Source organism: Pseudomonas sp. Seg1, from assembly GCF_018326005.1.
Taxonomy (GTDB): domain Bacteria; phylum Pseudomonadota; class Gammaproteobacteria; order Pseudomonadales; family Pseudomonadaceae; genus Aquipseudomonas.
The window spans coordinates 177,260-191,492 of the sequence record NZ_AP021903.1 but is presented as its reverse complement, the minus strand read 5'-3'; the positions used below and the strand labels follow the sequence as shown (position 1 = coordinate 191,492).

13 protein-coding genes are annotated in these 14,233 nt (G+C 61.4%); 3 read left to right on the top strand and 10 right to left on the bottom strand.

Annotation, left to right across the window (positions count from 1 at the left end; genetic code table 11):
• Positions 1 to 92 precede the first annotated feature (92 nt).
• Both KI231_RS00805 and KI231_RS00800 read left to right on the top strand, forming a co-directional pair.
• A complete protein-coding gene (locus tag KI231_RS00805) occupies positions 93 to 680 on the top strand; it encodes a phage tail protein (protein ID WP_103307298.1) in 588 nt (195 codons plus the stop codon).
• 54 nt (positions 681 to 734) lie between these two features.
• Positions 735 to 1,046: a DUF6916 family protein gene (locus KI231_RS00800; protein WP_103307297.1), complete on the top strand. Its 312-nt coding sequence runs from the start codon at positions 735 to 737 to the stop codon at positions 1,044 to 1,046.
• Positions 1,047 to 1,062: 16 nt separating this feature from the next.
• Here the strand turns inward: KI231_RS00800 and KI231_RS00795 are convergent, their stop codons facing one another.
• From KI231_RS00795 to KI231_RS00780, 4 genes are read right to left on the bottom strand one after another with little or no spacing between them, the layout of a single operon-like run.
• Complete coding sequence (locus KI231_RS00795; RefSeq protein WP_213027174.1) at positions 1,063 to 1,557, bottom strand: GNAT family N-acetyltransferase; 495 nt, start codon at positions 1,555 to 1,557, stop codon at positions 1,063 to 1,065.
• 12 nt (positions 1,558 to 1,569) lie between these two features.
• Positions 1,570 to 3,666: a site-2 protease family protein gene (locus tag KI231_RS00790; RefSeq protein ID WP_213027173.1), complete on the bottom strand. Its 2,097-nt coding sequence runs from the start codon at positions 3,664 to 3,666 to the stop codon at positions 1,570 to 1,572.
• A complete protein-coding gene (locus tag KI231_RS00785; protein WP_213027172.1) occupies positions 3,667 to 4,986 on the bottom strand; it encodes an efflux RND transporter periplasmic adaptor subunit in 1,320 nt (439 codons plus the stop codon). It lies immediately after the preceding gene.
• On the bottom strand, positions 4,983 to 5,762 hold the full coding sequence (locus tag KI231_RS00780; protein WP_213027171.1) for an efflux RND transporter periplasmic adaptor subunit: 780 nt from the start codon (positions 5,760 to 5,762) through the stop codon (positions 4,983 to 4,985). Before KI231_RS00780 ends, KI231_RS00785 begins: the two co-directional genes overlap by 4 nt.
• Positions 5,763 to 6,249: 487 nt before the next feature.
• Between KI231_RS00780 and KI231_RS00775 the strand changes: the two genes are divergently transcribed.
• A complete protein-coding gene (locus tag KI231_RS00775) occupies positions 6,250 to 6,939 on the top strand; it encodes an NYN domain-containing protein (RefSeq protein WP_213027170.1) in 690 nt (229 codons plus the stop codon).
• Here the strand turns inward: KI231_RS00775 and KI231_RS00770 are convergent.
• The 6 genes from KI231_RS00770 to KI231_RS00745 form a co-directional block, all read right to left on the bottom strand.
• Complete coding sequence (locus KI231_RS00770) at positions 6,920 to 8,503, bottom strand: efflux transporter outer membrane subunit (RefSeq protein WP_213027169.1); 1,584 nt, start codon at positions 8,501 to 8,503, stop codon at positions 6,920 to 6,922. The two genes, KI231_RS00775 and KI231_RS00770, sit on opposite strands and share 20 nt — an antisense overlap.
• Complete coding sequence (locus tag KI231_RS00765; RefSeq protein WP_213027168.1) at positions 8,500 to 9,570, bottom strand: HlyD family secretion protein; 1,071 nt, start codon at positions 9,568 to 9,570, stop codon at positions 8,500 to 8,502. Before KI231_RS00765 ends, KI231_RS00770 begins: the two co-directional genes overlap by 4 nt.
• Positions 9,571 to 9,597: 27 nt before the next feature.
• On the bottom strand, positions 9,598 to 11,136 hold the full coding sequence (locus KI231_RS00760) for an MFS transporter (RefSeq protein ID WP_213027167.1): 1,539 nt from the start codon (positions 11,134 to 11,136) through the stop codon (positions 9,598 to 9,600).
• A 226-nt stretch (positions 11,137 to 11,362) separates the two neighbouring features.
• Entirely contained in the window at positions 11,363 to 12,280 is a 918-nt protein-coding gene (locus KI231_RS00755) for a LysR family transcriptional regulator (RefSeq protein WP_103307288.1), read from the bottom strand.
• 200 nt (positions 12,281 to 12,480) lie between these two features.
• Positions 12,481 to 13,347, bottom strand: coding sequence for an ABC transporter permease (locus KI231_RS00750; protein WP_103307287.1), 867 nt, complete (start codon positions 13,345 to 13,347; stop codon positions 12,481 to 12,483).
• A 20-nt stretch (positions 13,348 to 13,367) separates the two neighbouring features.
• Entirely contained in the window at positions 13,368 to 14,228 is an 861-nt protein-coding gene (locus tag KI231_RS00745; protein WP_213027166.1) for an ABC transporter ATP-binding protein, read from the bottom strand.
• Between the last annotated feature and the right edge of the window lie 5 nt (positions 14,229 to 14,233).

Genomic DNA, 14,233 nt, shown 5'->3' with positions numbered 1-14,233 from the left:
GTGGCGAGACCTGGCCATGGCAGGTGAAGGCATCGGCACTGCCCGAATCCACGATTGGCCCGCCGACCACCAATCAAAAGGATGAGGATCTTATGGACGTTTACATGGGCACTGTTCTGACGTTTGCCTTCAACTACGCGCCCAGTGGATGGGCGCAGTGCAACGGGCAGTTGATGAACCTTTCGCAATACCAGGCGTTGTTTGCACTGCTGGGCACCACCTATGGCGGTAATGGTGTCCAGACCTTCGGACTCCCCAACCTGCAAAGCCGAATGCCGATCTGCCAGGGCAACGGCCCGGGCCTGACGCCGCGGGTGATGGGTGAAATCTCCGGCGCCGAACAAGTCACCGCGACCCTCAACAATCTGCCGAACCACACCCACACACTGGCGGGCCTCACCGCCAATACCACCGTGCAACTGGCCAATCCGGCGAGCAACCCGGTGGGCACGCCGACGGCGACCAATTCTTACATGGGCGCTTCGGGCACCGGTCCGGGGCTGGCCAATATCTACTCCGACGCGCAAGGCGCCTCCGCCATTCCCCTCAAAGGCGCATCGACTACCATCAGCGGCACGATCAGCCCCACCGGCAATGGCTTGCCGATGGCGATCATGAACCCGTATCTGGTGCTCAACTTCAGCATCGCCCTGCAGGGCATTTTTCCTTCGCGCAACTGACCGATCGCCGGGGGAGCCTTCTCCCCCGGCCTCCCAACTGGCTGGAGCGAGACCATGCTGCAAACGGTTAAAAGCGAACATTTCGAGGCGCTGCTGGGCCGTGTCGGCACCCTGCAATTGCCCGATGGCAGTGCGCTGCAAATCCACATCGGGGAACTCGAAGAAAACCCGCTGGCGAAAATGCGCTACAGCGAGCGCATGCCGTTCTGCGTCCAATTGAACAGTCTGGAGCCGACTGAGTTTGTTGACGGCTTATGTGCCCTGGAGCTACCGGAACTGGGGCGGGTCGAAGGTATCTTCGTCTCACGGGTGCCACCGATGGGCCGGGACCCGGCGCTGGCTTACTTCCACGTCACCTTTAACTGACTCGTTTGCGTACGGGTTACTGGGGATACCAGACCAGACGTTCGGCGGCGGGATTGCTTTCTTCAACGGCAAAACCCAACGCCAGATAATGTCGGCGCGCGTGGGGATTGTTGGTCCAGACCACCGTCGCCACCGGGCAGCGAAGCTGTTGCGCGGCTTTCTGCACCCCTTGCAGCACGGCGCGGCCAAAACCCTGGCCGCGCGCCTGCGGGGTAAAGGCCAGATACAGCACGCGAATCTCGTTGGCGCCGAAATCGGTACTCAGCGCGCCGATGGCCGTGCCGAGTTTTTCCACCACGTAGTGCATGGCATTCGGGTAGTTGTCGCCCATACCCTGCTCCTGCACCTGAAACTGCTGGGCGACCACTTGCTGAACGCGTTCCTGCTCGCCGTCGATCCATTGCAGATCCGGCCGCGCCGTCTGATACAGGCTTTGCAGAAACGGCCCGTCCGTTGCCCGCGAAGGCCGCACCACCAACCCCTCAGCCGCCACTGCTGCGTTATCCGTCATCGCCACTCTCCGTTAGAAACCGCTTTCCCTGACCCCCAGCGCCGCCATCCGCCGCCACGCGACGCCCAACAATGACTCGCCGCTGCCCTGCAAAACCACCACACCGCGCAACGGTTGCAGCGGTGTCGCAGCTGTATCGAGCGCACTCAATCGCACGCCGTATTGCGCCTGCACGGGTTCCGCGCGTTGCTGTTGATCGCGGCGCACGGCAATCGGCCCGTGGTGATCGGAAGTCAATGCCTCCTGATCGACGTAAGCCACGCCGTTGGTGTCGATTTCATTCAGTTGCACGGCGAGCGCCGGGTGCATCGGGTCATCAGCGATGAAGCGGCCACTGGCGCCGGGCTTGACCCGCCACAACTCGGCTTCGGCCAGATAGCCGCGCAGGCGTGCGCCATCCTCGACGACCCGGGCCAATGCGTCCTTGGTCGACAGCCAGCGGCCAACCGTGAGGTTCGGCAGTAAATCCCGCACGCTGCCGGCATGCGGTGCGCGTAGCAGCAAGCGCTCGCGCTGGGCCGTCAGGCCTCGATACTCGGCGACGGCTTCGGCCAGCCGTTGCTCGACGATGCCGGCATCGGCGGCGGTTTCACTGCGACCGGCCTGACGCCGCATCAGCAACTGCTGGATCTGGATCTCGCGGCGGACAATTGCCAGTCGCGACTCAAGGTCCGGCGATTCAAGTTCGATCAGTACATCGCCCTGCGCGACTTTTGCACCGTCCTGCACCTTCACCGCTTTGACCCGCGCCGCGGTCGGCGCATGCAAGGCGCTGGCGCGCCCGGCCTCAAGCATCGTCGGCAATTCCACCGAGCTGCGCCACGGCACGATCAGCACCAGCAACAGCGCGAGTACCGCCAGACTGCTGAGCAACACCCGCGGACCATGCGCCTGCTCGCGGCGGGTCCACCACTGGCGCCACTCACGCATGATCGGCAAAAAGATGAACCACACCAGTTCCACCAGCATCAGGAAAATCCCCAACACCTTGAAGAACAGGTGATAGACCGCCAGCGCGATCCCGAAAAACAACGCCGCACGCCACAACCACGAGCCATACCCCCAGATCAGCAAACGCCGTTGCATCTTCGGCGACCAAGGCTCCGGCGCGGGTGCGCCATAGCCGAACAAGAACTCGCGCAAGCGCCAGCGACACAAGGCAAACGCGCGGCCCTGAAGGTTGTCGACTTCCCAGAAATCACTGATCAGAAAATAACCGTCAAAGCGCATGAACGGATTGAGATTGACCACCAGCGTGGTGATCCATGTTGCGCTGGCGAGCATGAACGCCGCCGTACGCCCCGGGCCATCGGGCATCAGCGACCATACCAGCAAGGCGACACACGCCAGCAGCAGCTCGGCCAGCACGCCGCCCGCCCCGATCAGCAACCGGGCGCGACGATCATTGACCCGCCAGGCATCACTGACATCGGTGTAGAACATCGGCAGCAGCACCATGAACGCCACGCCCATACTCTGCACCCGGCAACCGGCGCGTTTGGCCATAAACGCATGACCAAACTCGTGACACAGCTTGGCGAAAAACAGCGCCACCCCGAACGCCAGGGCGCCGCCGAGGCTGAACAGGTGCGGGAAGGTGCCAACAAACCGTTGCCAGTCCCGCGAGACCAGAAACACCCCCAGCGCCAACGTTGCCGGCAAACCGTAGCGCAGCAGGCGCGGACCGAAGCGTTCCAGCCACGGCCAGGCGCGATTGAGAAACGCGTCCGGGCGCCATAGTGGAATGCGGAAAAACAGATATTGATGCAGCAGGATTTGCCACAGGCTCTGTTTCTGCGCCAAGGCCTTGAGCCGATAACTGGCGCGTTGCTGATCATCCATGGCGCTGATCAAATCGTGACCGCGCAGAAACTCCAGCAACTGCTCAAGCTCGCCGTCCGCAAGCGGCAGACCCGGTTCGCGATTGGCAGCGCGCAAGACTTGTTCGGCATCGCCCAGCGACCAGTGACGCAACAGGCGCATCGCTGCCGCACCGAGTTTGAAATAGCGACCCCGCACCGGATCGGCCAGCGTCCAGCGCGGCGAGCCGTCCAATGCCGGCGCTGCGGGCGACAATTGCAGGTCGGCACGCAGGCTCGGCAGATGCATTTACAGGCCCACGCTCTGGCGCAGGCCGGCCAGTGGCCGACGCAGCAGGTACAACGCCAACGGTGCGCGATCGCCGAAGATTTTCGCGGTACCGCGCAGGCCGATGCGCGGTGGGGCATCGGCGAAATTGGCGTCCAAGCGGTACGCAAGTTGCCCGCCGGCGGTCGGTTGCGCCTCGTAGGCCGAGCGCTCCAGCGTGGCGAGGTGGCGCTTCAGCGGATCACTGTCGAGAAACAGCGAGACTTCGGCGCCAGGGTCCAGCGCGATCGCATCGCCCACCGCCAGTTCGATGCGCAGTTCAGCCTGGTTCGGATCGGCGATTTCCATCAACCGCTCGCCGGTCTGCACCGGTTTGCCGGTCAAGCGCTCGGCATCGGCAAACACTGCGATGCCGTCGCGCTCGGCACGCACTTCACTGCGCTTGAGCAACTCGCGGGCGTAGTCGCGTTCGGCGCGTTTCTGCTCGGCGCGGGCGGCGAGCAAATCGACCCGCGAGCTGGATTCGGCATCGGCAAACGAGCGCTGGGAATTGGATTTCAGTTCCGCCTCGGCCACGCCCAATGCGCGTTCAGCGACATCGGCCTGGGCCCTGAGCGTGGTGTTTTCAAACCGCAGCAAGACGTCGCCGGTTTTTACCGTCTGATTGGGTTTGACCAGAAATTCGGCGATCACCCCGTCCAGCGGCGCTGCCACCACGCGCCCGCCCAGCGGCACCACTTCGGCCGGCGCCAGCACCGATTGGCGCACCGGGATGAGCAGTCCGAGCAATACGACGGCGACCAGCGCCACCTGCCGTTTGCGTGTCCAGCGCAGTCGCCACGGTTTGCGTGGTTGCAGCGCCAGCCAGGCATGGCTGTAGGTATCGCCCAATTGCGATAACAGCACTTGTTCGGAGGAATTCCACGGCACATCGCGGGCCAGCCATAAACCGCCGAAGACCTGACCGTCGCGATCAATCAACGGCAGCCAGAACACCTGCGCGGCAGACAGGCTGCGCCAATCGGTCTGGATCGAGTCGCTGACCATTTCTGGCGTAATCACCCGTGCCTGTTTCAACACGTCCTGCTTGAACAGCTGTGCCACGGCTTGCTCGACAAACGCCACGAACGGCGCATTCGGCTCTACTGCACTGACGCCCGTCACCGCTTGCACCTTGCCGGCGATCAACAGCGCCGCATGGCGAAAACCGAACAGCGACTGGCCGTCATTGACCAGGCTGTAGGCCAGTTGCGAAGCATCACGGGCGGCGCGGGTCTGGCGTTCGAGGTCGAGAAACCGCGCGAACACCTGCTCGGCGGTGCCGCTCACCGGCGCGTTCACTTAAGCTCCGGGAAACGCGCCGTGCCGCTCATGCCGGCCAGCAAGCCTTTGGCTTCGGGAAGTGTTGCGACTAGCAACAGTGTCTGACTGCCCTCATCGATTCGCGCGCCCAGGCGTTTAACCGTGGCATCGATCGGCTGGCCGGTTTCATCAGGGACGAAGCTGAAGGTCTGGCCGGGCTTGAGCCGAGCCATCCAGCGCGACGGCACCAGCAGATGAATTTCCAGGGTGCGGTTATCGACGACATCGAGCAGCGGCGCGCCGGCCGGTACGCTTTCGTAGCGCTGAACCTTGCGCTCCACCACTTGCCCATCGAACGGCGCGATCACGCTGCAGCGTTTGACCTGCACCTGATAAACCTGAGATTGCGCCTGGGTCTCGCTGACCTTGGCCTCGGCCCGCGCGACTTCGAAGCGGCCAACAGAATTGAGCGCGGCCAGTTGCTTGTTGTGCGCCAGCTCTTCACCGGCACCACGATTGGCGGCCTGCGCGGCATTGAGCTGGGCCTGATAGGCCGAGCAATCGAATCGCGCCAGGGTGTCACCCTTCTTGAACGACTCGCCCTCGCTGAACGGCAACTCGACAATCCGCCCCGACAACTCACTGGCCAGCGTCGCCTGATCGCGAGCGCGCAACACACCCCGGGCCTCACTGCTCGCGGCAACTGCGCCAGTCGCTGCGCTATCCAGCAGCGGATCGTCTGGCCCGGGCGTTTGCGCCTGAACCGTGCACGTTAAGAAGGTCAATCCGATAACCCAACCACGACAACGCGACATAACCGCTACTCCCTGACGGATGTGCGGAGTCTACGACAGCGGGGGTTAGCGTCAAGCGAAAGGCCAGTACTCCATGGAAATGTAATGTTTCAAAAGAGAGGGCTGCTCCATAGTTGTTTAAAAAAGGTAGGCAAACCTCCGACTTCCTACATGAGTTGAGGACACTACCAATTGCTCATTACGAAAATGGTGATAGACAAGCTACCTACGAGAATAAACGCAGGCCAAATGTACCTTTCTCTGCAACAACCTCTAATACAGAAGCCCTTAAATGGCTTGACCCCGGTTGGTATTAGCAGCCAAAACTGGCGAGCCGGTGCTGGAGGTAAACCAGCGGAGTGAGCCTGCAATTATTTGGTGGTTGACCTGCATGACGCGCTCAATCTAGGATTGCCTTACTCAACCCCGTACGTAGCGATTCAGTTCGCTGGCAGTTGGGGATGAAAAAACCGGCCTAGGCCGGTTTTTTCGTTTCTGAGGATTTTTTGTGCGTACCGCATTTTTCGTTGATGGCTACAACCTGTTCTACGGCTTGCTCGCTGGTACACCCTATAAATGGCTGAACCTGCACAGCCTGCTGACGCACATAGCCTTCATCGAAAACCCTCAAAGCTCAATCGTATCGATTGACTATTTCACTTCTCCAATCAAACCCCAGTTGGCAACCCGTGGCCGCGTTTCCAAAGAGGCTCAGGATGCATACGTGAGGGCTTTGCGTGCCAGCAAGGTCGCCGTGCATTTCGGAAGACATCAATTAGAGCCAGCCAAAGCGCCAAGGTTTGTAGATAAAAACACCCATGCGTCACGTCAGGACAAAGTCGATATCTGGAAGCTGGAAGAAAAAGAAACCGATGTTCATATAGCAATCAGCATGTATCGCACTGCGAGCCGACAAACAATGCTCGAATGTGCCGAGAGTATTGATCAGATCATTCTGGTTTCCAGTGATACCGATATGACCCCTGCACTGAAGGCGTTTCGAACAGATTTTCCCGCCCTGATCATTGGAGTGATCCTTCCTTATCGGACGGGTTCTGTTCGCCCTCCTCCAGGTTCTTTGAAAGATAACTCGCACTGGTTGAGACGCGTTATTTCCAATGAAGAACTGCGACTTCATCAATTTCCAAACCGTGTGGCTACGCACAAAAAACCAGTGATCAAACCGGATTATTGGTAACCATTTTATCGATTGGATAAACAGACTCCCAACCCCCACCCAACGCCCGGTACAAGCCAACCATCGCCAGCGAAACCCCGGTCGAACTCTCCACCCACTGTTCCTGCGTCGCCAGCAACGCGCCTTGCACGGTGAGGACGTTGACGAAGTCGACTACGCCTTCGACGTATTGCTGTTGCGCGGTGCGCAGGGCGATCTGGTTCTGGCGTACGGCTTCGGCGAGGCTGCCTGCACGGCGCTGGCTGGCGTTGTAGGCGGTCAGTTGATCGTCGATTTCATGCCAGGCGCGCAGCACGGTTTGCTGGTAGCCGATGGCGGCTTCCTGTTGCTGGGCTTCACGCAGTTGCAGCATGCCGCGCAGGCGGCCGCCGTCGAACAGCGGCAAGCTGAATTGCGGACCGATGCCGAAGGCACGCGAGCCCCACGAGCCGAAATCACTGAGTTGCATGGCTTGCGAACTGAGGTTTCCGGACAAGGTGATGCGCGGATAGAAATCACCCTTGGCCACGCCGATGTTGGCGGTCGCCGCGTGCAGGCGCGCCTCAGCCTGGCGGATGTCCGGACGCCGTTCCGCCAGTTGCGACGGCAGGCCGATAGCAACTTGCAGCGGCGACTGCGGCACTGCGGCGTCTGTGGATAACTGTTTGGCCAAGGCCTGCGGTGGCTCGCCCATCAACAGGCTGATCGCGTTGATCAGCTGTGCTTGCCGTTGTTCCAGCGCGGGCAATCGCGACTCGATGGCGGCGACTTGCGCAGCGGCTTCGGCGACGTCGAGATCGGTCGCCACGCCGTCGTTCAGACGCAATTGCGAGAGTTTCAGGCTGTGCCGCGCCACGTCGAGGTTTTGCTCGGTGACGGCGCGGGTGTTCTGCACGCCACGCAACTGAATGTAGTTTTGCGCGGTGTCGGCAAGCACTGCCAGCAGCACACCGCGACGGTCGTTTTCGGCGACTTCGAGGGTGGCGTCGGCGGCTTCGGTTTCGCGGCGCACACGACCCCAGAAATCCAGCTCCCAGGACGCAGAGAAACCGGCGTCCCACAGGTTGAACGCGGAGTCGCCGTTGTGCCCGGAGGGGTCGTTCAGGCCTTTGCCGCTGTTGCGTTCGCGGGCGTAGCTGCCGGTAGCGGCGGTGCTCGGATAGCGGTTGGCGCTGATCACCTGGCGTGCAGCGCGACTTTGTTGCAAGCGGCTGCTGGCCAGTTGCAGGTCGAGGTTGCTGCGCACGGCGCGTTGAGTCAGGGCCGAGAGTTGCGGGTCGTTGAAGACTTCCCACCAGCGTTCGTTGAGAGGTTCGCTGACAACATGGCTAGGGGCTGACTTGGCGGGTTTTGCCCAGTCGGCGATTTGGGTGGCTTCGGGTTTCTGGAAGTCGGGGCCTACGGTGCAGGCGGTGAGGCTTGCCATGAGCAAGGCACTCAAGGTGAGTGGCTGCAAATGGCCTAATCGCTGGCAAGCCAGCTCCCACAGGGATTGTGCAGGTTGACCGAATTGTTTCGTCCCAACGGTGGACCTTGTGGGAGCTGGCTTGCCAGCGATGGCGTCAGTCGATTCAACACTGTTCATCGCTGAGTCACCTCACGCACCGACGTCGCCGAACTGCGGGTATCGATACTCGCCTCCACCGACATCCCCACCCGCAAACGCTCGGCCAGCGGCTGACCCGGCGTCAGCACAATCTTCACCGGAATCCGCTGCACCACCTTGGTGAAGTTGCCGGTGGCGTTATCCGGCTTCACCGCCGCAAAGGTCACTCCAGTCGCCGGAGCAATACTTTCGACGCGACCGTTCAGGGCCTCGCCGCCGAGGCTGTCGACGCGCACTTGCACTTGCTGCCCTGGCTGCACGTCCGTCAGTTGGGTTTCCTGAAAATTGCCGACCACGTAGGCCTGCTTCAATGGCACCACCGCCAGCAACTTGCTGCCCGGCGTCACATACGCGCCGACCCGCACCGCACGCTCGCCGACCATACCGTCCTGCGGCGCAGTGATGCGCGTGTAAGAGAGTTCGAAACTGGCGATTTCCAGCGCCGCCTGGGCGTGTTTCAACGTGCCTTCAGCGGCATCGCGTTGCGCGGTGAGAATGTCGACCTGCTTGCGCTCGGCCGCCAGTTTCGCCGTGGCCGTGTCGAGACGTGCCGTGGCCTGATCGATACGCGTGCGCGCCTGTTGCGCGTTCTGCACGGTACCGGCACCCACGCCAGCGAGGTGGTTGTAGCGGTTCAGTTCCTGTTGGGCGAAGGCCATTCCCGCCTTGGCCGACACCACCGAAGCCTGCGCCTGCGCGATCACCGAGGTCTGGCGCTCCAGCGTCGCCTTGGCATTTTGCAGTTGTGCCCTCGCGACCAGCGTTTGTGCATCGGCGGCTTCAGCGGCGGCACGTAGATCTCGATCATCGATCAGCGCCAGCAACTGCCCGGCCTTCACTTGCTGGTTATCCTCCACCAGCACTTCCTTGATGAATCCGGCCACACGCGGCACCACCAAAGTGAAATCAGCGGAAACGAATGCATCATTGGTGTTTTGCTGAGTACGTTTGCCAAACAGGCCCGGCACTGCCAGATACAGCAGCACGCCTACCGCCAGTGCAGCCGCCACGGCGACCGCGAGTTTTTGCTTTGCTTGAGTTGTCATAAAAACCTTCATTGTTCAGTACCGCAATCAGGTCGGCGCGCGCGGCGGAAAGATCCGCGTCGGCAGCCAGAAAATCAGCAGGATCAGCGCCACTGCGACGCCAGCCATGCACAGATAAAGATCGGAAGAAGTCAGCACCACGGCCTGTTCATGCAGGCGATGGGCAAGGCCCGGATCGCTGTGATCGGCCAGTGGCGAGTTGCCGAGGCTGTCGACCAACATGGTCGAGTGAAAATGCAGACGGGCCGTGGTCAGCGCCTCGATCACCCCGGTTGCCACCACCGCCGCGAGGCCTTTCACGCTGTTGAACCACGCCGAGGCGAACGGTCCATCCACTGGCTGGATGCTGCCGGTCGAAAGCATCAATAGCGGCAACACTGACATCGGCTGGCCGAAGATCTGCAGCCATTGCAGAACGTAGAAATTGTCGCGAATCCACTCCGAGGTCAGCAGCGATCCGCCGAGACAGGACAGCGTCAGCATGCTCAAACCGACCCCCAGCACCCAGCGACAATCGACCCAACGCAGGTTGCACAGCGCCGCCACCAGCGGCAGCGCGATCAACTGCGGCAGCGCCGCAATCAGCATGATCGGTGCGGTCTGCACCGGGCGATAACCCTGTACTTGCGCCAGATAGCTCGACGGAATCAACACCACCGCCTGCAACACCACCAACACCCCGGCCAGAGTCATCAGCGCGAACGACAGGTTGCGGATACCGAGCATCTGCAACTTGAAAAACGGAACCGGCTGCGACCACTCGTTGATCAGAAACGCCACCAGCAGCAGCGATCCCGAACCGAGCAGCGCGCAGATCAGGTTCGACTCGAACCAGTCCAGCCGATTGCCTTGCAACAGGCCGATCACCAGCATGCAGATCGCCGGAAACCCCAGCAGCAGGCCTTTCCAGTTGAACGCTTTGAGGCGCTCAAGGCGCAGCGGATCCTGCGGGATGCCGTAAGCGACCATGACCATGGCGATCAGGCACGGCACGATGATTTGCCAGAACGTCCATTGCCAACCGACATATTCGGTCCACAACCCGGCCAGCGGCGTGCCGAGCCCCGGACCAAAGGTTGCGGTGAGCGCGTAACCGGCCAGGCCATAAAGTTTGAAGTTAGGCGGCAGAAAGCGCAGGGCGACGGTCATCAGCATCGGCGGCAACGCACCACCGGCCAGGCCTTGCAGAATGCGCATCAGCAGCAGGCTTTCGTAGTTCGGGGCGAATGGACAGAGCACGCCGAGCAGCGTGAACAGGCTGATCGCGCAGAGGGTGAAACGGCGCAGCGAAAAGGTCACCGAACACCACGGCGCAAACGCCATGGCCGCCACTGAGGTGGCGGTGTAACTGGCGACCAGCCAGGTGCCTTCGTCGTAGCCGATGTTCAGCGCGCCGCGAATATCGGCCAGCGCGACCTTGGTCACCATCTCGTTGAGGCCCGACACCAGCACCGCCAGCAGCACGCCAACCAGGCCGATGATGATCCGCGCCCCGAACGCCGGTGGCGTGACCGCCGTGGCCGGGCTGGCCGCGGCGATGGGCGCCGTGACCGTCAGGGATGTCATGAATACACACTCCGGAGGGAAAAATACCGGAGCATCTTAGTCGGGCTTTGTACTGACGAAAATTGACTTATTGGCAGCTTATAAGTGCGTTTGGCGCAGCAATTACGATCCCTGTGGGAGCGGGCTTGCCCGCGATGGCGATGGAACAGCCTCTGCAGATGTTTCGGCTGCCGGCCTCATCGCGGGCAAGCCCGCTCCCACAAGGTTTCGTGGCGCTCACAACTACCTAAGGCTGCGCGGCCAGCCAGGTTTCGTCGCAGCAAGTCTTCAGGGTTTCGCGCAGCCAACGGTGCGCCGGGTCCTTGTCGAAGCGCGGGTGCCAGGCCTGGGTCAGCATCATGGTCGGCAACGGGATCGGCAGGTTGAACGAGCGCAGCTTCAATCCCAACCGTCGCACGCTGAGTAGCGCTTCCTTGGGTACCGGCAAAATCAGGTCGGAGTCGGGCAAGGCAAACATCGCCGCGTGAAAACTCGGCGCGATCACCGCCACCCGCCGCTCCAGGCCCAAGGCATTCAGCGCGGTATCAATCGGGCCGCGGGCAATACCCCGGCGCGACATGCTGATATGGGAAAACCCGGCATAGCGCTCGGCGGTGATTTCGCCGTCGAGCAGCGGATGATCTTCACGCACCAGACCGACGAAATGCGTGGAAAACAGGTTCTGCACTTTGACTTCTGGAGTGACTGGGCGGGTGTTGCTGACACTCAGATCGATACGCCCTTCGCGTAGCGCTTCGTCGTCACCGTCGCCCTCCGGGACGAAGCGCAATTCGCAGTGCGGGGCCTGCTGGTCGAGGGTGTCGAACAGCTTGCCGCCATACACGCCGATAAAAAAGTCGTTGGCGCGGATGCTGAAACGGCGGCGCAAAGTGCTCAGATCGACGTCGTCCGCCGAGCGAAACAGCAGCGCCGCCTGCTCGACCACATCGCGCACCTGTTCACGCAGCTCCAGGGCCTTGGGCGTTGGCACCAGCCCCCGGCCGGCGCGCACCAGAATCGGATCGCCGATGGCTTCGCGGATGCGTGTCAGGGTGCGGCTCATCGCCGCCGGGCTGAGGTTCATCCGCCGTGCAGCGCCGACAACGCTGCCCTCGTCGAGCAGGGCGTCGAGGGCGACCAGAAGGTTCATGTCCGGGAGTTGCATGCTGAGCACTCGTGGCTGATCTGGATTGATCTGCACGCAATGCTAGCAAACATCCTTCTAACTCTGCGTTGGGTTATCGGACGCCATCGCTGGCAAGCCAGCTCCCACAGGGATTGCAGGTGTTTACACAGTTTATGTTCACCTTGAAAACTGTGGGAGCTGGCTTTACAGCGATGAGGCCAGTTCAGGCACTACATGGCTCAGCGCTGCATGCCCCAGCGCTTCACCGTGACCCGCTCCAGCGTGTCGAACACCAGATTCTCCACCAGCAAGCCGATCAGGATCACCACGGCCAGCCCGGCAAACACCTTGTCGGTGTACAGCTCATTGCGGTTCTGAAAGATGTACCAACCGAGTCCGCCCTTGCCGCTGGTTGCACCGAACACCAACTCAGCCGCGATCAACGTACGCCAGGCAAACGCCCAGCCGATTTTCAGCCCGGCGAGAATCGACGGCAGCGCCGCCGGAATCAGGATGAACAGCACAAAACGCATGCCCTTCAGCCCGTAGTTGCGCCCGGCCATGCGCAGGGTTTCCGACACGCCGAGAAACCCGGCGTAGGTGTTCAGCGCCAGCGCCCACAGCACCGAATGCACCAGCACGAAAATCAGACTGTTCTGCCCCAACCCAAACCACAGCAGAGCCAGCGGCAGCAAGGCAATCGCCGGCAGCGGATTGAACATCGAAGTCAGCGTGCTCAGCAGATCCCGTCCAAACTGAGTCGACACCGCCAGGGTGGTCAGGGCAAACGCCAGCACGATACCGATCAGATAGCCCTTGAGCAGCACCACCAAGGATATCCACACCTTGCCCAGCAACTCGCCGCTGAGCAGACCGTCGTACAGCGCATGGCTGGTCTGCACAAAACTCGGCAGCAGCAAATCGTTGTTCTGCACCCGGGCGACGATTTCCCAAATGACCGCGAGCAAAATCAGAATCAGGCTTTTACGCAGCCAGCCCTGTTGCCACAGCCGCTGGCTCAGCGGTAATTCGCGCTCGACCGGCACGCTGGTCAGCGGCTCGAGCACGGTTTCGAATTCTTCACGTACAGATGATGAATGGCTCATCGGGCTATCCTCCAGGCCGCTCAATAAGCGATGCGAATGTCGTTGAAGTCGTGGTCCAGTTCGGTTTCCGGCGACTGCCCTTCATCGAACAACAGCCGATGAATGCGCCGCGCCGACTCTTGAAACGCTACACCGCCAAGACTTTGCAGGTTGTATTGATGGCTGTGCACTTCGGCCCTCACCCGCCCCGGATGCGGCGACAACAGCAGGATGCGATTGCCGATCACCAGCGCCTCCTCAATCGAGTGGGTGACGAACAGCAAGGTGAAGCGCACTTCTTCCCAGAGCAGCAGCAGCTCTTCCTGCATCTTGCGGCGGGTCAGCGCATCCAGTGCGGCGAACGGCTCGTCCATCAGGAGGATTTTCGGCTGCATCGCCAACGCTCGGGCAATCGCCACCCGCGCCTTCATGCCGCCGGACAAGGTATGCGGATAAGCATCGGCGAACGCCGCCAGACCGACCTTTTCCAGATAGTGCAGCGCGCGTTCTTCGGCCTCTTTTTTCTTCAGGGTTTTTGAGGCCAGCAGCGGGAACATCACGTTCTGTTTGACGGTTTTCCACGGTGGCAGTTGATCGAATTCCTGAAACACCACAATCCGGTCCGGCCCCGGCGCGTCGACGCGCTGGCCTTGCAGACGGATCTCGCCGTCGCAGGGCTGGATGAACCCGGCGACGGCTTTGAGCAAAGTGGATTTACCGCAGCCGGACGGGCCGAGCAGCACGAAGCGATCCTGCTGATCGACTTCGAAACTGACCTGGTGAGTCGCCCGCACCACCCGTTGCGGCGTGCGGTATTCGAGACTGACTTGATCGACCGCCAGCAACGCTTGCGTGCTGGCGACCGGGTTGCTGGCCGCGTGGCCTGGCAAAGGGGCGTTCATGTCGG